A 24,088-nucleotide genomic window follows, 5' to 3' on the forward strand; every position below is an offset into this window, starting at 1 on the left:
GCACTCAGACCGGGACGCCGTCGTCCTCGGACGCCCGCCGCGGTCGGCGCGAACCGTCCGGGCCGGACGACTCGGGCCCCGGAGCCGTGTCCGCCTGCCCCGTCGTCCTGCCGTCCGGTCCGGCCGTCGACTCCGCCGACCCTTCCGGCACCACCAGCGGCGTGCCGTCCCCGGGCGGCGCGGCCACCGCGCGCCACCAGCGCCGCAGCGCGGGCGGGTCGACCGGTTCGAAGGGCTTGCCGGGGCGGGGCACCACCAGCCGGGCGCCCTGCGCCCGCGCGGCGGCGACCACCCGCTCGGCGGGCTCCTCCCACGGGTGCGGGGCGAGGTTGAAGGTGCACCAGTGGATCGGCAGCAGCACCTCGCCGCCGAGGTCGAGGTGCGCCCGGACGCCCTCCTCGGGCGTCATGTGCACCTCGGGCCAGAAGTCGCTGTAGGCGCCGACCTGCACCATCGTCGCGTCGAACGGGCCCAGCCGGCGGCCGATCTCGGCGAAGCCCGCGAAGTACCCGGTGTCCCCGCTGTGGAACACGGTGCGGCCGCCGCCCGCCACCACCCAGGACGCCCACAGGAAAAGCGGGCTGGTGCGCGGGCCGCGGCTGCAGTAGTGCCGGGCGGGGGTGGCGGTCAGCGTCAGTCCGGCCACCTCGGCCGACTCCCACCAGTCGAGCTCGACGATCCGCTCGGCCGGCACGCCCCAGTACTCCAGGTGCGCCCCGACCCCGAGCGGCACGGCGAAGGTCGCGCCGGTGCCGATCAGCGCCCGGACGGTCCCCATGTCGAGGTGGTCGTAGTGGTCGTGGGAGACGACCACGACGTCCACCCCGTCGAGTTCGGAGAGCGGCAGCGGCACCGGGTGGAGCCGTTTGGGGCCGGTCCAGGCGAAGGGCGAGCAGCGTTCGCCCCAGACCGGGTCGAACAGCACCCGGCGGCCGCCGATCTCGGCGAGCACGGTGGCGTGGCCGAGCCAGGTGAGCCGCAGGCCGGAGGCGGGCGGTTCGGCGAGGTCGACCGGCAGCAGCCGGTGCAGCGGCACGGCGGCGGTCGGTACCCGGCGGGCGCGGTCGGCCGCCAGCTGGGCGCGGGTGATCTCCAGCGGGCTGCGTTCGTAGACCAGTCGGCGGGTCGGCACCGGGTTGCGGAAGGCGCCGTCGGCGAACTGCGGGGAGCGGTGGATCCGGGCCAGCCGTTCGCCCCGCGGCTCGGCGCCGAAGGCGTCCGTCCGGACCCGGTGCCAGGCCGCCCGGGGCAGCCCGGTCAGGCCGGACAGCCCGGTCCGGCCGGGGGGCGCGGTGAGGGCGGAGGGCAGGCCGGGGACGCGGGAGTACCACGGGGCGGCTGGGCGGGGCACGGCACCTCCAAGGACGGCGACGGATACCTGGCATGCCGGGGCGCGCACCGTCGGCGGGGACACCGATTCGGTACGACAACCATCTCGTCGGAGGTTACTCGTGCTCGGCCCTCCGGACCCGGCGAGCGGCGGCCGCCGTCCGCCGACCAGGGGCCTTCCCCTGTGATCAGGCGTAGAAACGGGTGATCGTCTCGGCGACGCAGTGCGGCTTGGCGCTCTCCGCGCTGGTGATGGTGAACCGGACCACGGCCTGCACCCCGCCGGACACCTCGGTGGCCGAGACGAGTTCGGCGGTGGCCCGGATCGCCGTCCCGACCGGCACCGGGGCGGGGAAGCGGACCTTCTCCGAGCCGTAGTTCAGCGCCATCCGGACGCCCTCGACGCCGTAGCACTCCTTGGCCAGCACCGGGATCATCGACATCGTGAGGTAGCCGTGCGCGATGGTCGAGCCGAACTGGCTCTCCTTCGCGCGCTCCGGGTCGACGTGGATCCACTGGTGGTCGCCGGTGGCCTCGGCGAACAGGTCGATCCGCGCCTGCTCGACGGTGTGCCACTGGCTGGTCCCCAGCTCGGTGCCGACGGCGGCGGTCAGCTCGGCGAGGGAGGCGAAGATCGTCACGGAGCGCTCCTGAGGGCGGGCGGTGCGACAGCGGTCGCGGTGCGGTGGTGCGAACTCCGCAGAGTATGCCTACTCGCCGGTCACCTGTCAGGGGTCCGCCGGAAGCGCCCGTCCGGGGTGCCCACGTGTGTCGGAGCGGTCGGTGTCGGGCGTGCGGTCGGCCTCAGGCGTGCGGGACGGGGTGGCCGGACGCGGCCAGCCGACGGCCGCTGATCAGTTCCGGTACCACCGCGACGAACATCGGGTCGGACTCCTCGGTCCACGGCCGCAGTCCCGAGCGCAGCGCGCCGAGGATCTGCTCCGGGTCGCGCAGGATGTCCGCCCGGCCGTGGACCAGCACGCTCCAGCCGCTCCGGGTGAGCGGGTCCAGCAGGTCGGCCTGGAAGGCGACGACGGTGCCGTCGAGCCCGCGCGCGGTGGCACTGTCCCGGCGCACGGCGAGCAGCAGGCGCCCGTCCGGGACGACCTCGAAGGAGACCGGCAGCACGGCCGGAAGCGCGTGTTCGGTGTACACCACGCGTCCGACGGGCACGGTGCTGAGCAGGCGGAGGCACGCCTCGGCGCCGAGTTCCTCCGGTTCGTCGTCCAGTGCGTCGTCACGGTCCATGGGTCCGATCGTCCCCCTGCCGGGCGCGGGCGGACAGGGCCCATGGTCCCTGAGCGGCAGGGCTTTGGGGCCGTCGTCCGGACGCGGACGGGCCACGGGCGACGCGCGGAGGGCAGGTGGAGGACGGCCGCGTCGGCCGGACTCGCCGAGAAGGCGGTGCCCGGAGTCCGGACGCCGACACTCCGGGGCGATAGCCTGCCCGGCGGTGGCACCGGGGCGCACCCGTTGTGCCGCGGGGCCCGGAGCGGGCGGCGGAACGGTTCGGCGGCCCCGGGGGACCGGGGCCGGGGCAGGGGCAGGAGGGGGCGGTGCGGGTGGCAAGCGGGATCGATCTGGTGGTGATCGGCGCGGACGGCGGGCCGGACCGCGCCTTCGGCGGTTCGGCCCGGGCGGCCGAGGGCGCCCGGGAACTGGCCGAGGTGCTGCCCGGGATGTGCTTCGACACGGGCGCGGCCGACAGCCGGGTCACCGTGGTGGAGCCGGGCGCGGACGCCAACGCCATGCTCACCGCCGTCCGGGAGGCGGCCGCCCGTCCGGGCCGCTGGCTGCTGGTGTGCCTGGTGGGCCAGTTGGTGGCCGACCCGCGCGGTCGCCGGCTCGCCCTGGTCACGGCGGGCTCCACCGCCGACAACGCCTACCGGCGCGGGCTGGCCTGGGACTGGGTGGTCAGCGCGATGGTGCACGGCGACCAGGAGGAGGCGCTGCTCCTGGTCGACGCGGTGGCCGACAAGGACACCTGGGCGGCGCTGGAGCGCGGCGGCGGCGAGGACGGCGCGGGTGAACTGCTCAGCTACCCGCGGGTCCCGCTCTGGGGCCGGATCGGCCGGCACGCGCCGGGCCGGACGATCCCGGGCAGACGCGTCAGGGAGGCCGTCCTCCCCGGCGGCCCCGGGTCGTTCAGCCGGTCGCTCACCACCGTGCTCCGGCAGGGGGTCCCGGGGGCGCCTGCCGCCGTCGGTCCGCACGACCTCCAGCCGGCCGTCGGCGCGCTGCTCGACGGCGGCGCCCCACAGGAGGGGGACGGCGCCGGGGCGCCCGCGCGGCAGGGCGAGACGCCGGGTGTGCGCCTGCTCGTACCGCCGGAGGGCGGGCGCCTGTTGATGCGCAATCGGGCCGCGATTCGGGGCGCATTGGCCGGATTGTCGCTTTCCGAAGAACTGTTGGCTCTTCTGTGGCGGGAAAGTGCCCCGACGGATCCTCCTTCCGCGTAAGGTCAGGGGGCCCCGGGTGTTGCCGTGAAGGTTCGGTTTGGCGAAGAATCGATCCTCGCGAGGCAACACCAGCGGGACTGCGGAATTCTTCTGGCGGCCCCGGACCACACACGGGGCAGGCTGCGACGAGGTGGGGCGATGCGGCAGCGCGGAATTGTGTTGCGCCCTGGGGCGGTTGGGATCGGTGGGGTGATTCTGGCGTTGCTGCTGAGCGGCTGTTCCAGCAGCGGGGCCGGGGGGTCCACCGATCGGCTGGGGACGAACGCGCCGACGGTTGCGGAGGTGACTCCGGTAACTCCTTCGGGTGGTTCGGCAAACGTCGGGAACGCGCCGACCGACGGAGTCGAAGGCGCCGCCGCACGCGAGGCGGTGAGGACCTATCAGGACTGGTGGAATGCCCAGGCCGAGGCCTACGGGCAGCCGGACGCCGACGGTTCGAACTTCGGGACCTTCGCGTCCGGACAGGTGCTGACCGACGCGCTGGTCAACCTCAAGCAACTGCACGACGCCAAACTGGTGATGACGGGCGGTCCGAAGAATTCCCCGGTGGTGAAGTCGGTCGACATCTCGGCCGATCCGAACACCGCCGTGATCGAGGACTGCCTGGACGTGTCGGGGTGGCACCAGGCGGACGCCGCGACCCACGCGGTCGTGGACCCGCCCGACCGGCTCACCCGGTATGTGGCGACCGTTTCGCTACGACAGTTCCGAACGCGCTGGCTGGTCCACGATTTCAAGCGGGAGGTGGGACGCACATGCTGAAGCCGGTACGGCGATTGGTGATCGGCGCGCCGCTGTTCGCCGGATTACTGATGGCCCCGACGGGCACCGCCGCGGCGGACTCCACCCCCACCGGGGGTGCGACCCGCTGCCATGTGAACGTGATCTGCACCGGGACGAGCGAGACCACCACCAAGCCGCCCACGGGCGGTGGGGGTACCGGGGGCGGGGGGACCGGCGGCGGGCCGCAGGTCTGCACCTACAACGGCCAGAACTTCGCCTGCAGCGACCCGGCGCTGGGCTGGTTCAGTTCCTCGACCGGCTGCTACTACCGGCTCGTCAGCCCGCCTCCTGCGGCGGACGATCCGGTCTGGAAGGGCCACAAGCCCGAGGACGGCGGGATCTACAACCCGACCTGCGTCCAGAGCGACGGCACCCGCAGCCCCGGCCCGGCCGAGTTCTTCGCCCAGCCGCCCGCCGGCCCGCCGCCGGACAACCCGGTCGAGCTGGCCAAGAACGCCGCCGAGGAGATCGTTTTCCCGGACCCCGTGCCCGGCATCGCCCCCGAGGGCACCTCCGTGGTGGGCGTGCCGGTCTGGTTCTGGCTGGCCAACCCGCAGCCCCCGGCGGCGAAGACCGTGCGCGGCAACGTCATCGCGGTGACCGTCACCCCCCGGCTGAAGAGCCTGGAGTGGAGCCTCGGCGACCAGTTGGACCCGAAGAAGGAGACGGTCAAGACGTGCGCGGGCGCCGGCACCCCGTACGAGCCGAAGTACGGCGCCAGCCCGTCCCCGACCTGCGGCCACGTCTTCACCACCGGCTCCGGCACGCGTAAGGACGGCCTCTTCTACGGGACCCTCACCGTGCACTGGGTCGGCGACGTGACCATCACCGGCGGCAACCAGACCGTGGCGCCGATCGACCTGGAGACCAGCGTGCGGCTCCAGTTCCCGGTGGCCGAGGTGCAGGTCCTCAACTAGGCGGCGGACAGCCGCCACCCCAGCAACGACCGAACGAACGACGCGAGGAAGGCCGAAGCCCGGTGGAGAACCGTACCTTTGCCGCATCCGGCTCCGGCACGTCCGCCACGGCGACCGCGAGCAGCACCGCGCCCGCGCCCGTGGCCGTGCCGGAGCAGGGGCGCGGCGCACCGCGCACCCCCGGGCGGGCGCTCGGCGCCCGGCGCAGGCGGCCCGCCGTGCTGGCCATGGCGGTGGCCCTGATAGCCGCCGGCGGGCTGGGCGGCGCGGTGCTCTACAACAGCACCGGCCAGCGGATCACCGTACTGGCGCTGGCCCGTGACGTGCCGTGGGGGCAGACCCTGGCCGAGGGCGACCTGGTGACCGTGCGGATCGCGAGCGACCCGGCCCTCAAGCCGCTGGACGCGGCCGACCGGGCCAAGGCGATCGGCATGCGGGCCACCACGGACCTCCACCGGGGCGGGCTGCTCACCAAGTCGGACCTCGCGCAGTCGCTGATCCTGAACCCGGGTCAGCTGCTGGTCGGCGTCGCGGCCAGGCGCACCCAGCTGCCGGCCACCCGGCTCCAGCCGGGCCTGCCGGTGATCGTGGTGTACACCTCGGACGGGGGACGGTCCGAGACGCTCGCCGCCACCGTCTTCAACGCCGGCCGGGCGGACGCCGACGGCAGCCAGGTGTTCGACGTCGTCGTCAACGAGGCGGACGCCGCCAAGCTGGCGGGCTGGGTGGCCACCGGGCGGATCCAGGTGGTGCTGGCCCCGCGTCCCTCCGCCGCCTCGCCCGGCGCGGCCGCCCCGGGCACGCCCGCCCCCGGTACCACCGGAACCCCCGCCGCCGGTGCGCCGACGAGCGGAGCGGCGGCCCCGGCCTCGGTCTCCGGGGCGTCCGCCGGAACCCCGGCCGCAGGAACCCCGGCGGGTGCGCCGGCCACGGGCCGCCCCGCGGCCCCGGGGGCGCCGACCGGGGCGGGTGGGAACTGAGATGGCCGTGATCGCGGTGGTCGGCGCCCCGGGGGCACCCGGCGCCACCACGAGCGCGCTGGCGCTGCTGCTGGCCTGGCCGCTGCAGCCCGGCCGCCGCATCCTGCTGGTCGAGTGCGACCCGGACGGCGGCGCCGTCCTGGCCGGTGCCCTGGAGGGCCGGGTCGAGGCGGTCTACGGACTGCGCAACCTCGCCGTGGCCGACCGCAGGGGACTGCTCGCCCAGGCCCTCTGGGAGCAGCTGATCGACCTCTCCCCGGCCGGCAACGCCGAACGCCTCCTGCTGCCCGGACTGACCGACCCCACCCAGGCGCCCGGCCTCGCCTACACCTGGGAGCCGCTGATGGAGGTGCTGCACGGGCTGGAGCCGCAGGGCTACGACGTCGTCCTCGACCTCGGCCGGTCCGGCGCCACCGGCACCAGCGCGGTGCTGGCCCGCCGGGCGGACGTGGTGGCGGCGGCCGTGCGCACCACCCTGCGCGGGCTGAGCGCGGCCCGGCCCCGGCTGGCCACGCTGGCGGAGGACCTCGCCTCCGCCGGTACCGGCGCCGACGCGCTGGGTCTGCTGCTGATCGCCGAGGGGCCGTACTCGGGGGCCGAGGTGTCCAAGGAGTTCGGGCTGCCGGTGTTCGGCCTGCTGCCGCACGCGCGGCGCACCGCCCAGGTGCTGTCGGACGGCGGGGACGTCACCGACCGGCGGTTCGTCCGCTCGGAGCTGATGCGCACGGCGCGGTCGGCGGCGGACGAGATCCAGTCGACGGTCCGTCGGCGGCGCCAGCGGCTCGCTCCGGCGGCGGCGGGGCCCGCGCAGCTCGGGCCGGGGACGGGTGCGGCGGCGGGCACGGGTGCGGGGGCGGACGCGGCGACGGGGGCCGGGCCGGTACCGGTGGCCACCGGGCTGACGCCGGTGCCCGGCACCGCGACGGCCGCACCGGCCGGGCCCCAGCAGCCGGACGCGGCCGGGGCGGGGTACGGGTACGCCCGGTCGGCGGCGGCGGCCTCGGCCCCGCAGCCCGCGCCGACGTACCAGCAGCAGTCGTACCAGCCGACGTACCAGCAGCAGACGTACCAGCAACCGGGCCAGCAGGTGTACGAGCAGCAGGCTCACGAGCAGCCGTACGGGCAGCAGGCGTACGGGCAGCAGGCGTACGGGCAACAGGTCTACGAGCAGCAGCCGTACGAGCAGCAGCCGTACGGGCCGGTGTCGCCCGTGATCACCACCGGCCCGGTGGCGCCGCTCGCCGGCCTCGCGCCGCAGCCGGCCGCCCCGGCGCCGTTCCCCGGGCACGGCCACGTCGGCCAGCCGTACGCGGACCGGGCGTACCCCGAAGGCGCGTACCCCGGTGGCCCGTACCCCGAGACCGGGTACCCGGGGGCCCCGCAACCCGCCGGCCCGCAACCCGCCGGCCCGCAGTCCGGCGGCCCGTACCCGGGAGTCCAGCCGTACCCGGAGCCCGGGCCGTCCGGCCCCGCTCCCGAGGTCCGGGACCAGACCGTCGACGGGGAGGTGCTCCGTGCGCGGTAGTCCGCTGCACCAGCAGCCCGCGACCGACCCGGCCGCGCTGCCCTGGTCGACGCCACTGCCCGGCCCGGTCGGGCCGATGACCACCGGCCGGGTCGTCCCCGGCCCCGCAGCCCCCGGCCCGGCGGGTCCCGGCCCGGCAGCCCCTGGACCGGCAACCACCGGACCGACAGCCCCGGGCCGGTCGGCCGGAGCGCCGGCGGCCGCCGCCACGCCCACCGCCGTCCCCTCCGCGCTGCCCTCGCTGGACCGGCGCGGCGCCGGCACCCGGCCCGCCGTCGACCCCGCGGTCGCGCGCGAGCTGAAGCGCCAGGTCGCCGCCGAACTGCACCAGCAGATCACCCGGTTGACCTCGGGCTCCGGTGCGGAGCCGGACCGGGCCACCCGTCGCCAGCGCGGCCGCGCGCTGATCGAGGAGGCCGTCGCCCGCTGGTCCGACACCTACGCGCAGACCCACGGCATCCCGCCGACCCGCGAGCAGGACCGCGCGCTCGCCGAGGCCGTCTTCGACCTGCTGTTCCGGGCCGGCCGGCTCCAGCCCTACCTGGACGATCCGGACATCGAGAACATCCTCGTCAACGGCTGCGACGACGTCTGGGTCTCCCGGGTGCACCAGCCGCTGCGCCAGGTCCCGCCGGTGGCCGACAGCGACGCCGAACTCGTCGAACTGCTCCAGGACCTGGCCCGCCAGCACGGCGGCGGCGAGCGTTCGCTGTCCACCGCCAGCCCGATGCTCGCCCTGCGTCTGGAGGGCGGCATGCGCCTCCAGGCGCTCACCGAGGTCACCCCGCGCCCGTACGTCGCGATCCGCCGCCACCGGGTGGCCTCGGCGACGCTGCCGGAGATGGTCCGGCTCGGCGCCGTGGACAGCACCCTCGCGGCCTTCCTGGCCTCGGCCATCCGGGCCCGGAAGAACGTGATGATCACCGGCACCCAGGGCGTCGGCAAGACCAGCCTGCTGCGGGCGATGGCCGCCGAGATCCCGCCGGACGAGCGGGTCGGCACCCTGGAGTCGGAGTTCGAGCTCTGGCTGCACACCCTCGGCCACCTGCGCCAGGTCGTCCCGATGGAGGCCCGGGAGGGCAACGGCGAGCGGGTGGAGGGCCGGGCGGCCGGCGAGCTGACCATCGGCGACCTCATCCCGGCGGCACTGCGGATGACGCTCTCCCGGATCATCGTCGGGGAGGTCCGCTCCGGCGAGGTCGTCCCGATGCTGCGCGTCATGACCAACGGCGAGGGCGGCTCGATGTGCACCCTGCACGCGCGCGGCCCGCACATGGTCGTCGACCGCATCGCCGAACTCTGCCTGGAGTACGGCTCGCACATGACCGACGCGCTCGCCTACCGGCTGACCGCCAACGCGGTGGACTTCATCGTGCACGTGTCGATGGTCGACGAGACGCACGTCGGCGGCCGTCGGCACCGCTTCGTCTCGCACGTCCTGGAGGTCGCGGGCCTCGGCGAGAGCGGCCGGCCGGCGCTGAACACCGTGTTCGGGCCGCGCCCCGAGCTGGGCGAGCCGCGCGCCGTCCCGCACACCCCGCCGCAGTGCCTGGACGACCTGCGCCGGGCCGGCTTCGACGCCGCGCTGCTCGGCTCCCGCTACGGCAACTGGGCCGAACCGCTCCAGCTGCGGATCGGTGGTGCCCGGTGATGCCGCTCTTCGTGCTCTGCGGCCTCGCGGTCATGGGGGGCCTGGTCGCTCTGGTGGCCTGGGCGCGCGGCAGCGACCCGGCGCGGGAGCCGGCCGAGCCCAGGGCGCTCAACCCGCTCGCCTCCCGGCTGCACGTGTTCTGGTACGGCGCGCCCGGCACCGCCTCCCACCGGATGGCGAGGCTGCGCCGGATCCAGCTGCCGCTCGTCCTGATCGGGGGACCGCTCGGCTGGCTGTTCACCGGCATCCCGCTGACGGTGCTGCTGGTGCCGCTGGCGGTGTTCGGCCTGCCCTGGCTGTTCGACACCACCCGCTCCGACACCGACCGGATCGAGCGGCTGGAGGCGCTCTCGGAGTGGACCCAGCGGATCGCCGACGTGCTGCTGCTCGGGGTCGGCCTCAACCAGGCCATCATCACCAGCCGTCGCACCGCGCCCGCCGCGATCGAGGCCGAGGTCGGCGAGCTGGCCGCCCGGCTGCAGGCCCGCTGGCGCCCGGAGGAGGCGCTGCGGCTGTTCGCCGACAGCATGGCCGACGCCACCGCCGACAAGGTGCTCGCCGCACTGGTGCTGCGCGCCGCCGACAGCGGCCCCGGTCTGGCCCGGGCCCTGTCCGACATGGCCGAGTCGGTCCGGGAGGAGGTCCGGCAGCGGCGCACCATCGAGGCGGACCGGGCCAAGCACCGCACCACCATCCGCTGGCTGGTGGGCATCATCCTGCTGGTCGTCACGGTGGGCTCGTTCAACACGGAGTACACCGCCCCCTACAGCACGGCGCTCGGCCAGATCGTGCTCGGCGTGATCTGCGCGCTGTTCGTGGGCGTGATCGCCTGGATGCGCGCGCTGGCCTCGTACCCGCCGGTGCCGCGGCTGTTGGAGCCGGACCGCCGCAGCCGGACCGGCCGCGCGCTGCACCGGCGCGGCGAGGGGCAGGGCCCGGACGGGCCGGACCCGGCCGACGGCACCGACGGCGCCGAGGGCAACGCGCGACTGCTCGGGGAGGTCCGATGATCTCCCCGTGGTCCGTGCTGGCCGGCGCCGTCGCGGCGGGCGGCCTCGCCATGCTGATCGCCGAACTCCGGCCCTCGCCGCCCGATCTGGGCCAGGCGCTGGACCGGCTGCACCGCACCCCGGCGGACCGCACCCCCGACACGGACGAGCGGCCGCGCTGGTTCGACCGGATCGGCGAGCGCTCGATCCATCTGCGCGGGGTCCGCGTCCCGGAGCGCGAACTCGCCCTGATCGGCCGCACCCCGGCCCGGTTCATGGCGCACAAGATCCTGTTCGCCCTGCTCGGACTGCTGCTGCCGCCCTACCTGGCGGTGGCGGCGCTGCTGCTCGACGTGGACCTGCCCTTCGCCCTTCCGCTGGTGGTCGGGCCGCTGCTGGCCGGGCTGCTCTGGTTCGTCCCGGACGGCATCGTGCGCGGCGAGGCCAAGGAGGCCCGGGTCGAGTACCTGCACGGCATCGCCGCCTACCTGGAGCTGGTGGCGATGGAACGGGCCGCCGACCTCGGCCCGGCCGAGGCGCTGCGCCGGGCCGCCACCGTCGGGCGCGGCGCGGTGTTTCTCCGGATCCGGGACGCGCTGGACCGGGCGACCACCGACCGGTTGCCGCCCTGGGTCGGACTGGACGCGCTGGCCGAGGAGTTGGGCCTGACCCCGCTCCAGGACCTGGCCGACATCATGCGGATCTCCGGCACCGACGGGGCCGCCGTCTACGACACCCTGCGGGCCCGGTCCAAGGGTCTGCGGGGCGAGTTGCTGGCGGAGGACCTCGCCCGGGCCAACGCCGACAGCGAGCGGATGGTGGCACCGGGGTCGGCGCTGACCATGCTGATGACCTTCCTGGTCGTCTTTCCGGCGCTGTTCAAGATGCTCAACTGAACCGTCCCCGCAGCACCCTGATGCACCATCGAGCACGTCGCAGTACCTCGCAGCACCTCGCAGCACCCCTGAACGACCTGAACCACCCCGTCGCGGAGGTCAGCGCCTCCGTCACCACAATTCACCCCTGGGAGCAGTTGATGAAGGACCGACTCAAGCCACTGGCCCTGCTACTCGTCGGCGCGGCCCTGCTGCCGCTCCAGTTCGCCACCACGCTCTTCCACTTCCGGATGGGCCGGGCCAAGGCCGCCCGGGCGCGCGGCGACAAGGGCGCCATCAGCATCGAACTCGCCCTCGCCGTCATCGCGCTGGTGTTCATCGCGGGCCTGGTGGTGTTCGCCCTGGTCGCCCTCAAGACCAAGGTCGTGGAGAAGGTCAACCAGGACCCGAAGTACACCGGCGGTGCCGGGGCTCCGGCCGGCTCGTGATCCACCGTCCTCGCCTCCGTCGTCCTCGTCCCCGTCGTTCCGACCGGGGGGCGATGAGCCTGAGCCTGGCCATCGTCTTCCCGATCGTCCTGATCCTGGTCATGACCGTCGCCCAGACCGGGATGTGGTGGTACCACCGCCAACTCGCCCTGAGCGCTGCCCGCGAGGGCGTCGACGCGGGGCGGGGCCAGGGGAGCCGGACGGACGAGCAGAAGAACGACGCCGCGCGGCGGCAGGCCGAGGACTTCCTGAACCGGCAGGGCGACACGGACCACCGGGTCGTCACCGACGGCAGCACGCCGGTGCTGATCAAGGTCACCGTCCAGGTGACGCCCCCGGTCATCATCCCGTTCATCACTCCGCCGACCGTCACCCAGTTCGCCGAGGCGCCGCGCGAGCGGTTCGTGCCCCCGGTGGTGCGGCCGTGAGTCGGCCGGCGCGGTGGGGATGGCGGTCGGCGCGCCCGGTCCGGTCCGCGGACGACGCGGACCGGGCCGGGCGGAGCGCCTCCGGACCCGGACGCGGGTCCGGGGGCGGGGCCGAGGAACCGTCGGAGCGCCGCTCCCGTCGGCCGGGAGGGTGGCCGCGGGGGTTCGCCGCCCGCCGTGCCGCCCGGTGGCACCGGGGGCGGGACGGCGGCAGCGTCGCGATCGAGGCGGCGATCGTCGCCCCCGCCGTGGTCGCGCTGATCCTGGTCGCGGTCGCGGCGGGCCGGGTGCAGACCGCCGGCGGCACCGTCGAGGCGGCGGCCCGTTCGGCGGCCCGGGCGGCGTCGCTGGCCCGCGGCAAGGCCGACATGGACGCCGCGGCGAAGGCGGCCGCCGCGGACTCGATGCGGCAGCAGGGTGTGAACTGCGGGAAGAGCAAGGTCACCGTCGAGCACAAGAAACGGACGAGCCAGGGTGTCGACTGGGACACGGTCGAGGTGACGGTGACCTGCGAGGTCTACCTCGGGGACCTGCTCGGCGGGCCGGAGGTCCTCCCGAAGACGCTGACCGGCTGGTTCGTCTCGGTGGTCGACCGGTACCGGGGCCCGTGAGGCCCGGGTGCCGTCCGGTGGGGCGGGCGGCCGGGGTGGCGCGAGCGGCCCGTGGGGGGCGAGCGCGGCAGGTGGGTCGAGTGGGTCGAGCGCGGCAAGTGGGTGGAGATTGTGTCGGGTCGTGGGGCAGGGGTGACCGGGCTGTGAGGACGAGGCGGCCGGACGGGGATTGGGGAGCCGTCGGGCGGGGGAGACGCAAGCGGAGGACGCCCTGGGGAGGGCGGCGGAGCCGGTGGGGAGGGAACGCCATGGCACGCGCACACACGCGCGCGGTGCGGCCGTCCCGTGCCCGGCCGCCGGGTCTCCGGCCGTTCCCCGGCAGGGGGTTCCGGGCCCGGCTGGGCGGTCCGCTCGGCGGCCGTTCGGACCGGGGCGCGCTGTCGATCTTCGTCGCCATCTGCGCGGCCTACGTGGTGCTGGTCATCGCGCTGGTCATCGACGCCGGCGGCAAGCTGCGGCTCGCCGAGCGGGTCGACGCCTACGCCCAGGAGGCCGCCCGGATGGCCGGTCAACAGCTGGACGAGGCAGCCCTGTTGAGGGGCGAGGGGTACAAACTGAGGGCACGGACCTACGTCGAAGCGGCGGCCGACAGCTATCTCGCGCTGTACGGCCTGTCGGCGGCCGACGTGGAATTCTCGCCGGACGGCGCCACCGTCACGATCACGGTGCGGGCCGAGTTCCGCCCCGTCCTGCTGGGCGAACTCGGCACACGGAAGGTCACGGGCAAGGGGAGCGCCACCCTCGTCCACGGAGTCAAGGAAGCGGAGACCGCCTGATGGCCGCGCCACGCGCCAAGGACCAGACCCGTGCCGGGCGTCCGGCCCGGGGAGCGAACGCCACCCCCGCGTCCGGCCGACGGCCGGCGCCGCTGCCGTCCCATCGGGCGCGCGGCGGCCGTCGGCGCGGCGGGGGCGGCGCCGTACTCGCCGCGATCGCGGCCCTGATCACCCTGCTCGTCCTGATGGTCGGCGTGCCCGCCCTGCTGCTGTACGGCACCAGGTCGGTGGCCGACATGGGCGAACTCGCGCCCGACGGCCTCGGCGCGCTGCTGACCAGCCCCGACGACGGGCGGCTGTTCCTCTGGCTGCTGGTGGTGGTCGGCTGGGTCGGCTGGGCGTGCTTCGCGCTCTCCGTCCTGCTGGAGGTCCCGGCCCAGTTGCGCGGCCGGGTGGCCCGGCGGATCCCCGCCTTCGGCTGGAGCCAGCGGGCCGCGGCCGGACTGGTCGGCGCGGTCATCGCCCTGGTGCCGGTGGCCGGTTCGGCCTTCGCCGCCACCGCCGAGCACGCGCCGGCCGCCGCCACCGCGCAGGTGACCGCGGGTGCGCAGGCCGCCGCGCAGGCCGCGCCGGCCGCCGCCCCCGCCGCCGACCCGCAGGCCGGCTACACCGTGCGGGACAGCCGCCCGGCCGACAGCCTGTGGTCCATCGCCGAGCGCCAACTCGGCTCCGGCGAGCGCTGGACGGAGATCGCCAAGCTCAACGACGGCCGGGTGATGGACGACTCGGGGAACCGCTTCGACGCGGACCGGCCGATCCAGCCCGGCTGGAAGCTCGCCATGCCGGCCGACGCCAAGCCCGACCAGGCGGGCCCCGGGCCCGCCGCGCCCGCGCCCGCCCCGGCCGGGACGCCGCAGACCGGCCCGGCCGGCGGCACGGCCCAGGGCGGCACCGTCACCGTGAAGGCCGGCGAGAGCCTGTCGGAGATCGCCCAGAGGGAGCTGGGCGACGCGGAGGCCTGGCCGAAGCTGTTCGAGGCGAACCAGGGCGTCCAGGCGCCCGACGGCGAGCGGCTCACCGACCCGGACGTGGTGGTGCCGGGCATGGTGCTCAGCCTGCCCGGCGCCCCGGCGCCCGCCCCGGCCCCCGCTCCGGCTCCGGCTCCGGCGCCCGAGCAGGCGCCCGCCCCCGCGCCGACCCCGCCGCCGCCCGCGCCGAACACCCAGGCACCCTCGGTGCCCGCCGCGCAGACGCCCGCCCCGGCGCAGCCGTCCGCGCAGGCCCCGGCACCCGCGCAGCCCTCCGCCCAGGCCCCGGCCCCGGCGGGGACGCCCGCCCCGACGATCGGGGCCCAGGCCCCGGCCGCCCACGCCGAGAAGGCGGACGACGACTACGGCGTCGCCCTCGCCGCCTCCACCATCGGCGTGCTGCTCGCCGCGATCATGGTCGGGGCCGTCGCCCGCAAGCGAGGCGGCCAGCTCCGCGGCCGCCGCCCCCGGCACCGCATCGCCATGCCCAGCGCCCCGGCCGCCGCCTTCGAGGCCGAACTGAAGGCCCGCCAGGACGACGCCGGACTGCACCTGCTCGACCGCGCCCTGCGCAGCATGGCCCGCAACACCGTCCGCGGCGGCAAGCGGCTGCCCGCGATCGTCGCCGCCCGGATCACGCCCGGTCGCACGATCGAGCTCCACCTCTCCGGCCCCGCCGCGCCCATCGCGCCGTTCCGCGCCGCCCACACGCCCGACATCTGGTGGTGCGCCGCCGACTCCGAGGGCCTGCTCTCGCCGGCCCAGGCCCGCAAGACCGCCGCCCCCTACCCGGCCCTGGTCACCCTGGGCTCGGCCGCGGACGGCTCGATCGTCCTCGCCGACCTGGAGACGGTCCGGCTGCTCCACCTCTCCGGACACCCCGACGACGCCCGCGACGTCCTGCGCACCCTGGCCCTCGAACTCGCCCACAGCCCGCTCGCGGACCGGCTCCACCTGCACCTGGTGGACCTCGCCGAGGAGATGCCGATCAGCGGACCGGCGGCCGAGCGGATCCACCGCCACACCACCCTGGAGGCCGCGCTCGCCGCACTCGGCCCGCGCACCGCCAAGGCCCGGGCCACCCTGGTCGCGGCCGAGGCCGCCAGCCCCCGGGACGCCCGCAGCCGGGGCCTGGCCGACGAGTCCTGGGTGCCCGAGATCGTGCTCTGCGGCCACCAGCCCGGCGGCGGCATCCCGGCCGAACTCGGCCGGCTGCTCGACGCCAGGCCCCGCACCTGCGTCGCCGTGGTCACCCGCGCCCCCGAGCGCGGCACCGGCCCGGTCGCCCGCTGGACCCTCCCGGCCACCGGCCAGGCCACCGTGCCCGGCCTGCACGTCACCCTGGAGCTCCAGCGCCTGACCACCGGCCAGTACGAGCAGGTCACCGAGCTGCTCCGGGCCGCCGACGACAGCACCCAGCACCCCGCCCCCGCGTGGACCCTGGACGGCGACGAGCTGGAGCCCGCCGACCTCCCGGCCGCCGTCCCGGTCCTCGCGGGCGTCGGCGCGGCGTCGGGCTCCGGGTCGGACGGCCCGTCGGGCGCCTTCTCGCTCGCCGCGCTGGACGCCGCCCTGGGCGACCCGGACTCCGGGGACGACGCGGACGACGACCTCGGCGGCGGCCGGGCCGCGGCCGGACCTCGGCTGCTGGCGCGGGTGATCGGCACCGGGGCCAGCCCGTTCGCGGGCACCGACCCGGCGGCACCGGTCCCGGCGCCCGCCGGACCGGCCGCGCTGCCGGCCCCGCGGCACCTCGTCAACGGGCTCGGCCGGCAGGCCGGCGCCGCCACCGGGCCGCTTCCGGTGGCACCGGCGGTCGCCGTGGTGCCGGGCGTGGTGCCCGGCGTGCTGCCTGGAGTGGTGCCCGGAGTGGTCCCCGCCGCGGTGCCCACCGGACCGGCCGCCGCCTTCCCGGTCGCTCCGCCCGCCGGGCCGGAGACCGACGACGGCGGATCCGACGGCCCCGGGTCGTCGGACGGCTACGAGGGGGACGAGACCACCCAGAACCTCGGCCTGCCGACCGCCGTCGTCCCCGTCCAGCCGGTGGCGCCGGTCGCCCCGGTGCCGCCGATGGGGCCGGTGGCTCCCGCGGTCGAGGGCCCCTCCTCGGAGCCCGCCGTCCCCGCGCCCACCGTCCCCGAACCCGCCCTCCCAGAACCCGCCGTCCCCGAACCCGCCGCTCCCGCTCCCGCCCCCGAGCCGGTACCGACCCACGACCCGGCCCCCGCACCCACCGGCGCGGACCCGCGCGTCCCCGCCAGGCCCGAGCCGGGCCCGTCCGCCACCGCGCTCGTCCGGACCACCTCCGGGCGCAGCGACAGCGACGACCTGCTCGCCATCCTCCGTTCGCCGGAGGCCCACGCCGTCCGCAACGCCCCCCGGATCCGCCTGCTCGGACCGGTCGACGTCGCGGGCACCGGCGGCACCGCCGAACCGGGCGCGCTCGGCCGGCTCACCGAGCTCGCCGCCTACCTGGCCCTGCGCCCCGGCGCCGACCACGTCGCCCTCGACCACGACCTGCACCCGGGGGCGGCCCACCTCGACCCGCACCCCACCGCCGCCGACGCCCGGAACCCGCTCTCCGACAAGCTCGCCGACCTGGCGGCCTGGCTGGGCACCACCTCGGACGGCCGGCCCCTGCTGGTCACCGGCCAGGCCGAGGGCTGCACCTTCGCCCCGGCCGTCACCTGCGACTGGGACGAGTTCCGCAGCCTCTACCGGCGCGGCATGCGCAGCACCAGCGCCACCGCCGACGCGGCCCTCGCCCACGCCCTCGCCCTGGTCCGCGGCGCCCCGTTCGCGGAGGCCCCGCCCGCCTCGTACGGCTGGGCCGAGGCCGAGCGGCAGGACATGATCGCCGCGATCGTCGACACCGCCCACGAACTCGCCGCCCGCCGCCTCCAGTACGGCGACCACCGCAGCGCCGAGGCCGCCGTCTTCCGCGGCCTCGCCGTCGCCCCGGACGTCGAACTCCTCCACCGCGACCTCTTCTACGCCTACGCCTCGGCCGGCGCCCGCGACCAGCTCCTGCGCGCCGTCAACCGCCTCGACGCCCTCAGCCGTCGAACCGGCCGCGAGCTCGACGCCGACACCATCGCCCTCCTCCGCGACCTCCTCGCCGGCTCCTGACCCACCGTCCCGTCAGCACCGCGCCCCCCGCGGCCCGAGCGCCGAGCGGGGCGCGGTGCGTTCGTACCCGGCGCCCCACGGACGGCGAGAATGCCTGAACGAGGCCACACGCCGGCATGTCGCCCGAGGCCGTCCAGGGCCGGCCACCGAACCACCGCAGGAGCGAGCAATGAGGTACGTCGATCTCGACGCCCGGATCGGCGAACTGACCGGGCTCCTCGACCCGGGTCCCTACCTCGACCTTCTGCCTGCCCTGAGTACCGGTCTGCCCCCGGGCGCCAGGGCCTTCGCCACCGACCGCAGCCACTACGACTTCGCCGGTAGGCGCTGTGTGAAGGACCTGACGGTCCACCGGGCCACGTTCCTCCAGGAGGGACGGGCCCTCGACCTCCACCTCCGTCACAACTGCTGGAAGCACGACGAGGACCTGCTCATCCGCTACGCAGGGGTGACGGCCGTCCGGATCGGGACTCCGAACGAGCCCTCGACCTGGGACGACCTCGGCCCGCTGATCCTGGACGAGATCCTTCCGGACGGCCGGGGCTGCACCCACGAGATGGCTTTCAGGCCCGGGTCGGTCGTCATCACGTGCACCGACATCACCGCGACCTGGGTCGCCGCGGACTGCCCCGAAGGCCACGGAGATCGAGGCCGTCCGGCCAGGATGCCAGGCAGGCCCCGGACCGATGCGCAGCGGGCCGGGGTACCGGGGGGCGGGAACGGCCGGCTGTCACACCGGTCTGATGGGATGCCCGCATGACTGACTGGTCGCAACTCAGCCACGCCTACGGCTCCGCCGAGGACATACCCGCCCTGCTCGACCGGATCGAGGCGGATCCGAGTGCCGAGGGCTGGAGCGACCTCTGGTCGGCGCTCTGCCACCAGGGCAGTGTCTACTCGGCCAGCTTCGCGGCGCTTCCCCGGCTGACGGCGGTCGCCACCACCGCCGCCGACCCGAAGGAGCAGGTGAACGCCGTGCAGTTGGCAGCCGCGATCGTGGCTGGGGCGGACCAGCTGAACGGGGACGGCGATCTCCGGGCGAAGCACGCCCAGGAGATCGCCGTCCTGCTGCGCGCGGCGAACGAGCACCTGCGGACGGTTCCCGACCGCACCGACTACATCTATCTGCTCGAAGCCGTCCTGGCCTTCGAAGGTGTACCGGTCTGGGGTTCGGAGCTGGCCAACGGACTCGTGAACGAGGAGTACCAGACCTCCTGTCCGCGGTGCGAGAGCGACCTGTTCATCGCCATCGGTGAATACGGCTACTTCTCCACGAGCGGTGACTACGCCCTGCACGACGAGGTCGAGAAGGCTCCCCTGCGGCCCGCGGACCCCGGTGACCTGGACGGCATCGGCCGGCGCCTGCACAGCCTCGCCCTCGGTGACGGTCGGTCCGACGTCGCCACCGCGTTGACCTACCTCTTCGGGGGCGCTCACTGCACGGACTGCGGGGCGGACTTCGTGGTGGCCGACCGGATGGGCGAATTCTGCTGACGTCGCCGCAGCAGGGACCGGGCGCGGAGCGGGAAGTCGGCCCGGTCGACTTCCTGCTCCGGCGCCCGCCCCGGCCCGCGGGGTCCCGGCGCCGGGCCCCGTTCACCCACCCGGCCTGGCTCCGGCATCACCCGATCTCGTAGGGTGGCGCCCGTGGTGTGGTGACAGGGGCCACACGGGGTACGAGGCAGCAGAACGCCGCTCAGCGGCGGGGCGGGGCGGTGACCTGGAAATGGCGGAGACTACGGCGGTCCCCGGAGGTTCCGACCCCGTGACGGACGCCGGCCCCGGCCCCCAGGACGCCGTACCGCCGAGGTTCGCGCGCAACGCCTACGAGGAGCACCCGCCCGGCCCGGCCGCGCTCTACGAGCCCCCGGCGCCGCAGCCCGCTCCGGTCCCTCAGCCCGCCCCGGGCCCGGTGGCCGGGCCGCCCGCGCCGTCCACCGGATGGACCGTCACCGGTATGCCCGCCATGGGCGGCGCACCCGTCGTGCCGGCCCCGGCCGGTGCGACACCGCTGCCGTTCACCGTCCCCGGCGCCACCCCCGCGCACGGCCTGCCCGGCATCGGCGGCGCCCTGGGCAGCGGCCCGCGCGGCCGGATCCTGGTCGTCGAGGGCGGCTACGGCACCTCCGGCCGCCGCACCTGGGGTCGCGGCGGCCCCGCCCAGGCCCCGGTGCTGTCCGCGATGCTCGCCGCCGTCTCCCCGCAGGTGCTGCTGGCCGCCGACACCGTCGACGCCGTGCACCTGCCCGGCGCCAGCGACCCGCACACCGTGCTCGCCCATCTGCGCGCCGCCGCCCGCCACCCCGGACCGCTGCTCGTCCACCTCGGCGGCCACCTGCTCGCCGACAAGCGCGGCGGCCAGCTCCACCTCACCCTGCGCGACTCCAAGCCCGGCAGCATCCGTCAGGACGGCCTCGCCTGGCAGTCGATCGCCGGCGAGCTGCGGCACCGCCCGGCCGAGTGGCAGACCCTCGTCGTCGCCGACCTGAGCGCCGATCAGAACGCCTGGTCGCTGCTCCAGGGCGACCTCGCGCCGTTCAGCGAGGGCCTGCCGCTGTGGGCGGTGGTCAGCCCCGACCCGGACCAGATCGGCACCTTCACCCGTGCCCTGATCGAGGCCCTGCACGGCGGCCGCCCGGGCGGCGAGGCCGTCCTCGCGCCGGAACAACTGCGCCACCAGGTCTACTCGGTGCTCCGCCCGGACGTGATCGTGGTCAGCACCCACGCCCCGGACCGCCCGTTCTTCCGCAACACCGCGCGGCGCGGCGAGGGGGCACCGACCGAGTTCGCCCCGTACGAGGCCCCGAGCCCGGCCGCCGTCCTGCCCCGCCCGGCCGCGCCGGACGAGGTCACCTGGGAGGACCGGCCCTGGGGCGAGTCGCCCCGGGACGCCGCCGTCCCGCAGGACGCGGTGCCGGGGCTCCGGTCGGCCGTCACCCTGGACAAGCCGTCCGTCGCTGCTGCTGCCGCTGCCCCGGCCGCTGCCGCACCCGTGCGGCCGTCCGACGGGCGTGTGAACCTGCTCAAGCCCGGCGTACCGCCCACCCCGCCGCCCCCGCCGCACCCGGTCGACCTGCGGAAGGCCGGGGCCTGGCAGCCGCCGGCGGTGGAGCCCGAGGTCGAGGCCGAGGTCGTGCCCGAGCCCGAGGTCGTGCTTGAGCCCGAGGCCGTGCTTGAGCCCGAGGCCGAGATCGTGCCCGCGCCCGAGCCCGAGCCCGCCGAGGAACCGGAAGCGGAGCCCGCCGACGCCGAGCCCGAGGTGGCCCGGCCCGAGGTGGCCCAACCCGACGACGCCACCGGCGAGGAGCCCGTGCCCGCGTCCGCCCCCGCCCCTGAACCCGCCCCGGCGCCGGAACGCTCCGAGCCCCGCGCCGACTACCGCGAGGTCATCGGCCGGATCGTCCGCAGCGCCGACGCCGGTGACCACGCGGCCGCCACCGACCTGGCCTTCGCCCTGGAACTGGAGGCGATCGCCGAGCACGGCCCGGTGTCCGCACCCGTCCTCCAGGTCCGTCAGGTCCGCGCCCACGTCTCCCGCCTCGCCGGACGGACGGCCGAGGCCGCCGGCATCTACCGCGAGGTCGCCCTGACCCTGCTCCGCAGCGAGGGCCCCGAGCACCCGGAGACCCAGCACGCCGCGACCAACGCCGAGGCCTGCTGGCGGGCGATCCCGGACCGCGAGGAGGCCCTGCGGATCGCCCCGGAGATCATCGAACTGCGCGCCCACCTCCCGGGCCCCGACGGCCGCAAGCTCCGCGCCGCCGAACGCCACCTCGCCACCCTCGCCGGCCCCCGCCCCGACCCCGCCTGACCGGGGATGGGCTTCTGGTCGGCGTGGCGGGAGAACCGCCGCTCCCTCAAGCGCTCGCTGCGGACGGGTGAGCCCTGGCCGGAGGCGGACGTGGCGGAGTTCGTCGCGGCCGTCGAGGCGTCGGGACTCTTCGAGTCGACGGAAGCGGTGACGGTCGCGCCGGGGAGCGTCGACCTCTACCTGGAGGCACCCACCGGCCAGGCCTTCGTCGTCATGGTGGCGGACGGCTCCGACTCCTGCCGGATCATCTGCGACGCCTACGTCTTCGACTGGGTCCCGGCGTGCCTGGTGCTGGAGTTCCTCCGGACCGTCATGGCCGACGAGATCGAAGTGGATTTCTCGACCTCGCGCCGCCGTGTGGTGCTGGGCGTCCCGCTGGCCGGTGAGGGCACCTGGCGGGATTCCCGCTGGTTCCACGACGACCTCGCCCCGTGGGAGACCCGGGCGATGGCGCGCGACCGAACACCCGCGCCCTGACGGACACCGGCCGCGTCGTATGCTCGTCCGCTGTGGACGACGCCGAGCTGACGAAGCTCACGACGATACCGATGACCAGCAAGAATGCCCGGATGCTGGAGCGGACGGCCCGCCGTCGGCTTCGGCGCGACGGGGCGGCCTTCGTGGCCGGCCTCGGCATCGGGCTGGCGCCGCGGCACCGGTCGTTGCCGGCCGGTTCCGAGGCATCGGCGGCGTTCGACGACCTCCTGGACCGCCTGGTGCGCCTGCTGGCGGTGACCCGAGGCCCCGGGCACGTGGACGAGTTGCTGCGGTTGCTGGCCGCGAGCAGGCCGGACGATTCCGAGCACGACCGCTACGTGGCCTCCCTGCTGGCCTCCTGCCAACGGCCCGCCGACCTCGCCGCGGTGTACGAGGAGAAGGCCGTTGCCTCCGAGGAGCTGCGGGCCTGCCTGCTGCACGAACTGGTGCTCCGGGGCGTCCCGGTGGCGGAGCTCCCGGGCATCGTCGCTTGGGCGACCTCCCCGCACTGGCGCGACCACCCGTTGGCCGCGCTGCCGCTGGTGCCTACGGAGCCGGAACGGGACCCGGACCTGCCGGCCTACTCGGTCGACGGCAGCAGCTGCGGGTTCCCCTACCCCGACCCGGACGATCGCTACCCGGCACCCCGGCTCGATGCCGCGCCGGCGGCGGTGGAGACGACGACCGCCGCCACCGCCCGGGCCATGGCGTCGGCGGTGGCGAACTGGGCCGAGCACCCGGAAGAGCCGGAGGGCCGCGTCGAGGCGCGGACCTTCGCCTTCGCGGAGCCCCTGGAGCCCGATGGCGTGCCCGGCGCGCTCCTCGCGCTGGGCCTGGACTGCCTGACCGACCTGGGCGAGCTGCCGGAGCCCGGGCGGAGGACCGCGTTCGGGGTGGTCCCCGTCGAAGCGGCCGAGGTCTGGCAGTTGCTGTTCGCCGCCTCCTCCACCGGTGGCGCCTACGACTCGGCCTGCTACGGCGCCTACGGACGGCTCCACGCCTGGCGCTCGCTGGCCGCACTCGCCGGGGCGCCGCCGGACGCCCCGCCGAGCGAGGTGGAGGCCCGCGTCCGGGAGTGCACCTGGTACCGCTTCGGCGCCGACACCCCGTGGTTCCACCGGGTGGTCTGGGACCTGGGCGTGTTGGCGCTGTCCCCGGACCGCCGCCGCCTGGCCGTCCTGGCGGCTACGACGACCGACTGACGGGGCCGCGGAGTGGGAAGTCGGACCGCCCGACTTCCCACTCCGCGGCGGCAGGGGAGTACGAACGGATGGGGAAACCTCCCTGCCGGAGGCCGGGGGAGCGGTGCGCCCCTAGGCTCCCGGTCGGGGACGAGGTACGAACCCGCTCAGCCGAAGCCGACCTCGGTGAAGCAGCAACCGCCGCGCTCGGCGGCGGGCAGGACCGGGCCCGGGGTGAGCCGCGGGGCCTGGCGGAAGTACTGGCGGAAGCCCGACGCGCGGAACCTCAGGTCGAAGGAGTGGCCCTCGATGTGCCATTGCGGCCAGTCCTGCATGCCGTCGTCCGGTGCCAGCCGGTGCACATCGGAGATCTCCAGCTCCGGGTGCGTGCCCTTGAACCCGAGGTTGCCCTCGAGCTCCCCGACTTCCTCGAAGACGAGCGTCGCAGGGGCGGTCCAGAAGGAGAAGCTCTTCGCCGGCCCGACCGGGTGGACCCAGCGGACGATGTAGTCGAGGTCGAGCAGGAGCCTCGGCAGGATGTCCGTCTGTTGCAGGTGCAGACCGTGAATGGTGGCGTCGTGCCAGCCCATCTCCTCGAAGTCGGCCTCGCTCCAGACGCTCTTCGCGAGACCCGATTCCTGGTGGCTGTCCATACCCGTATCCAACCAGGGCGGTTCGTCCCGGCCCGCCAGGGGTTGGCGGTCGGAGTGGGAAGTCGGACCGGCCGACTTCCCACTGTGCGCCGACCGA

At 75.6% G+C, this 24,088-nt stretch carries 22 protein-coding genes; 18 read left to right on the top strand and 4 right to left on the bottom strand.

The features are described 5' to 3' along the window. Positions 1 to 4 precede the first annotated feature (4 nt). From ACW14Y_RS32495 to ACW14Y_RS32505, 3 genes are all read right to left on the bottom strand, one after another. Complete coding sequence (locus ACW14Y_RS32495) at positions 5 to 1,261, bottom strand: MBL fold metallo-hydrolase (protein WP_456988313.1); 1,257 nt, start codon at positions 1,259 to 1,261, stop codon at positions 5 to 7. Between the two features lie 256 nt (positions 1,262 to 1,517). After that, entirely contained in the window at positions 1,518 to 1,970 is a 453-nt protein-coding gene (locus tag ACW14Y_RS32500; protein ID WP_380307663.1) for a MaoC family dehydratase, read from the bottom strand. A gap of 163 nt (positions 1,971 to 2,133) precedes the next feature. Beyond that, positions 2,134 to 2,577, bottom strand: a complete 444-nt coding sequence (locus tag ACW14Y_RS32505) for a pyridoxamine 5'-phosphate oxidase family protein (RefSeq protein ID WP_380307665.1) — start codon at positions 2,575 to 2,577, stop codon at positions 2,134 to 2,136. Between the two features lie 314 nt (positions 2,578 to 2,891). Here ACW14Y_RS32505 and ACW14Y_RS32510 point away from each other — a divergent pair, with 314 nt between their 5' ends. The 18 genes from ACW14Y_RS32510 (at position 2,892) to ACW14Y_RS32595 (ending at position 23,359) form a co-directional block, all read left to right on the top strand. Then, positions 2,892 to 3,788: a hypothetical protein gene (locus tag ACW14Y_RS32510; protein WP_380440911.1), complete on the top strand. Its 897-nt coding sequence runs from the start codon at positions 2,892 to 2,894 to the stop codon at positions 3,786 to 3,788. A gap of 189 nt (positions 3,789 to 3,977) precedes the next feature. Beyond that, entirely contained in the window at positions 3,978 to 4,550 is a 573-nt protein-coding gene (locus ACW14Y_RS32515; RefSeq protein ID WP_456984449.1) for a hypothetical protein, read from the top strand. Continuing rightward, positions 4,544 to 5,488, top strand: coding sequence for a hypothetical protein (locus ACW14Y_RS32520; protein WP_380391779.1), 945 nt, complete (start codon positions 4,544 to 4,546; stop codon positions 5,486 to 5,488). The genes ACW14Y_RS32515 and ACW14Y_RS32520 overlap by 7 nt, the downstream gene beginning before the upstream one ends. 62 nt (positions 5,489 to 5,550) lie before the next feature. After that, positions 5,551 to 6,468, top strand: a complete 918-nt coding sequence (locus ACW14Y_RS32525) for an SAF domain-containing protein (RefSeq protein ID WP_380307673.1) — start codon at positions 5,551 to 5,553, stop codon at positions 6,466 to 6,468. A gap of 1 nt (position 6,469) precedes the next feature. Further along, positions 6,470 to 7,993 (top strand): hypothetical protein, encoded by a 1,524-nt coding sequence (locus ACW14Y_RS32530; RefSeq protein WP_456984451.1) that lies wholly within the window; start codon positions 6,470 to 6,472, stop codon positions 7,991 to 7,993. Next, the gene (locus ACW14Y_RS32535) at positions 7,983 to 9,644 is read left to right on the top strand and encodes a CpaF family protein (protein ID WP_456984453.1); all 1,662 of its coding nucleotides are present in this window, start codon (positions 7,983 to 7,985) and stop codon (positions 9,642 to 9,644) included. Before ACW14Y_RS32530 ends, ACW14Y_RS32535 begins: the two co-directional genes overlap by 11 nt. Continuing rightward, the gene (locus ACW14Y_RS32540) at positions 9,644 to 10,654 is read left to right on the top strand and encodes a type II secretion system F family protein (RefSeq protein ID WP_456984455.1); all 1,011 of its coding nucleotides are present in this window, start codon (positions 9,644 to 9,646) and stop codon (positions 10,652 to 10,654) included. The genes ACW14Y_RS32535 and ACW14Y_RS32540 overlap by 1 nt, the downstream gene beginning before the upstream one ends. Next, positions 10,651 to 11,529 (top strand): hypothetical protein, encoded by an 879-nt coding sequence (locus ACW14Y_RS32545; RefSeq protein WP_380307681.1) that lies wholly within the window; start codon positions 10,651 to 10,653, stop codon positions 11,527 to 11,529. Before ACW14Y_RS32540 ends, ACW14Y_RS32545 begins: the two co-directional genes overlap by 4 nt. A gap of 140 nt (positions 11,530 to 11,669) precedes the next feature. Continuing rightward, on the top strand, positions 11,670 to 11,957 hold the full coding sequence (locus tag ACW14Y_RS32550; protein WP_266273435.1) for a hypothetical protein: 288 nt from the start codon (positions 11,670 to 11,672) through the stop codon (positions 11,955 to 11,957). Positions 11,958 to 12,010: 53 nt separating this feature from the next. Further along, entirely contained in the window at positions 12,011 to 12,385 is a 375-nt protein-coding gene (locus ACW14Y_RS32555; RefSeq protein WP_380307685.1) for a TadE/TadG family type IV pilus assembly protein, read from the top strand. Next, positions 12,382 to 12,996, top strand: a complete 615-nt coding sequence (locus ACW14Y_RS32560; protein WP_456984456.1) for a TadE/TadG family type IV pilus assembly protein — start codon at positions 12,382 to 12,384, stop codon at positions 12,994 to 12,996. Before ACW14Y_RS32555 ends, ACW14Y_RS32560 begins: the two co-directional genes overlap by 4 nt. A 248-nt stretch (positions 12,997 to 13,244) precedes the next feature. After that, complete coding sequence (locus ACW14Y_RS32565) at positions 13,245 to 13,772, top strand: hypothetical protein (RefSeq protein ID WP_380311491.1); 528 nt, start codon at positions 13,245 to 13,247, stop codon at positions 13,770 to 13,772. Beyond that, positions 13,772 to 17,869 carry a LysM peptidoglycan-binding domain-containing protein gene (locus ACW14Y_RS32570; protein ID WP_456984458.1) on the top strand — a complete coding sequence of 1,366 codons (4,098 nt, stop codon included), beginning with the start codon at positions 13,772 to 13,774 and terminating at the stop codon, positions 17,867 to 17,869. The genes ACW14Y_RS32565 and ACW14Y_RS32570 overlap by 1 nt, the downstream gene beginning before the upstream one ends. A 169-nt stretch (positions 17,870 to 18,038) precedes the next feature. Continuing rightward, positions 18,039 to 18,629 (top strand): hypothetical protein, encoded by a 591-nt coding sequence (locus tag ACW14Y_RS32575; protein WP_456984459.1) that lies wholly within the window; start codon positions 18,039 to 18,041, stop codon positions 18,627 to 18,629. Continuing rightward, positions 18,626 to 19,363, top strand: coding sequence for a hypothetical protein (locus tag ACW14Y_RS32580; RefSeq protein WP_456984461.1), 738 nt, complete (start codon positions 18,626 to 18,628; stop codon positions 19,361 to 19,363). The genes ACW14Y_RS32575 and ACW14Y_RS32580 overlap by 4 nt, the downstream gene beginning before the upstream one ends. Before the next feature lie 271 nt (positions 19,364 to 19,634). After that, positions 19,635 to 21,680, top strand: coding sequence for a hypothetical protein (locus ACW14Y_RS32585; RefSeq protein ID WP_456984462.1), 2,046 nt, complete (start codon positions 19,635 to 19,637; stop codon positions 21,678 to 21,680). A 6-nt stretch (positions 21,681 to 21,686) separates the two neighbouring features. Next, positions 21,687 to 22,157: a hypothetical protein gene (locus ACW14Y_RS32590; protein WP_456984463.1), complete on the top strand. Its 471-nt coding sequence runs from the start codon at positions 21,687 to 21,689 to the stop codon at positions 22,155 to 22,157. A 71-nt stretch (positions 22,158 to 22,228) separates the two neighbouring features. Then, positions 22,229 to 23,359, top strand: coding sequence for a DUF6183 family protein (locus ACW14Y_RS32595; protein WP_456984465.1), 1,131 nt, complete (start codon positions 22,229 to 22,231; stop codon positions 23,357 to 23,359). A 146-nt stretch (positions 23,360 to 23,505) separates the two neighbouring features. Here ACW14Y_RS32595 and ACW14Y_RS32600 read toward each other — a convergent pair whose 3' ends face one another. Then, positions 23,506 to 23,991 carry a hypothetical protein gene (locus ACW14Y_RS32600; RefSeq protein ID WP_456984467.1) on the bottom strand — a complete coding sequence of 162 codons (486 nt, stop codon included), beginning with the start codon at positions 23,989 to 23,991 and terminating at the stop codon, positions 23,506 to 23,508. Positions 23,992 to 24,088 lie beyond the last annotated feature (97 nt).

This window comes from Kitasatospora sp. cg17-2 (assembly GCF_054031055.1).

Excerpts from the sequence above, each read along its gene's own strand:
- ACW14Y_RS32505 (WP_380307665.1), bottom strand. The coding sequence starts at position 2,577 with ATGGACCGTGACGACGCACTGGACGACGAACCGGAGGAACTCGGCGCC.
- ACW14Y_RS32520 (WP_380391779.1), top strand. The coding sequence starts at position 4,544 with ATGCTGAAGCCGGTACGGCGATTGGTGATCGGCGCGCCGCTGTTCGCC.
- ACW14Y_RS32530 (WP_456984451.1), top strand. The coding sequence starts at position 6,470 with ATGGCCGTGATCGCGGTGGTCGGCGCCCCGGGGGCACCCGGCGCCACC.
- ACW14Y_RS32540 (WP_456984455.1), top strand. The coding sequence starts at position 9,644 with ATGCCGCTCTTCGTGCTCTGCGGCCTCGCGGTCATGGGGGGCCTGGTC.
- ACW14Y_RS32545 (WP_380307681.1), top strand. The coding sequence starts at position 10,651 with ATGATCTCCCCGTGGTCCGTGCTGGCCGGCGCCGTCGCGGCGGGCGGC.
- ACW14Y_RS32550 (WP_266273435.1), top strand. The coding sequence starts at position 11,670 with ATGAAGGACCGACTCAAGCCACTGGCCCTGCTACTCGTCGGCGCGGCC.
- ACW14Y_RS32555 (WP_380307685.1), top strand. The coding sequence starts at position 12,011 with ATGAGCCTGAGCCTGGCCATCGTCTTCCCGATCGTCCTGATCCTGGTC.
- ACW14Y_RS32565 (WP_380311491.1), top strand. The coding sequence starts at position 13,245 with ATGGCACGCGCACACACGCGCGCGGTGCGGCCGTCCCGTGCCCGGCCG.
- ACW14Y_RS32570 (WP_456984458.1), top strand. The coding sequence starts at position 13,772 with ATGGCCGCGCCACGCGCCAAGGACCAGACCCGTGCCGGGCGTCCGGCC.
- ACW14Y_RS32575 (WP_456984459.1), top strand. The coding sequence starts at position 18,039 with ATGAGGTACGTCGATCTCGACGCCCGGATCGGCGAACTGACCGGGCTC.
- ACW14Y_RS32580 (WP_456984461.1), top strand. The coding sequence starts at position 18,626 with ATGACTGACTGGTCGCAACTCAGCCACGCCTACGGCTCCGCCGAGGAC.
- ACW14Y_RS32590 (WP_456984463.1), top strand. The coding sequence starts at position 21,687 with ATGGGCTTCTGGTCGGCGTGGCGGGAGAACCGCCGCTCCCTCAAGCGC.
- ACW14Y_RS32595 (WP_456984465.1), top strand. The coding sequence starts at position 22,229 with ATGACCAGCAAGAATGCCCGGATGCTGGAGCGGACGGCCCGCCGTCGG.
- ACW14Y_RS32600 (WP_456984467.1), bottom strand. The coding sequence starts at position 23,991 with ATGGACAGCCACCAGGAATCGGGTCTCGCGAAGAGCGTCTGGAGCGAG.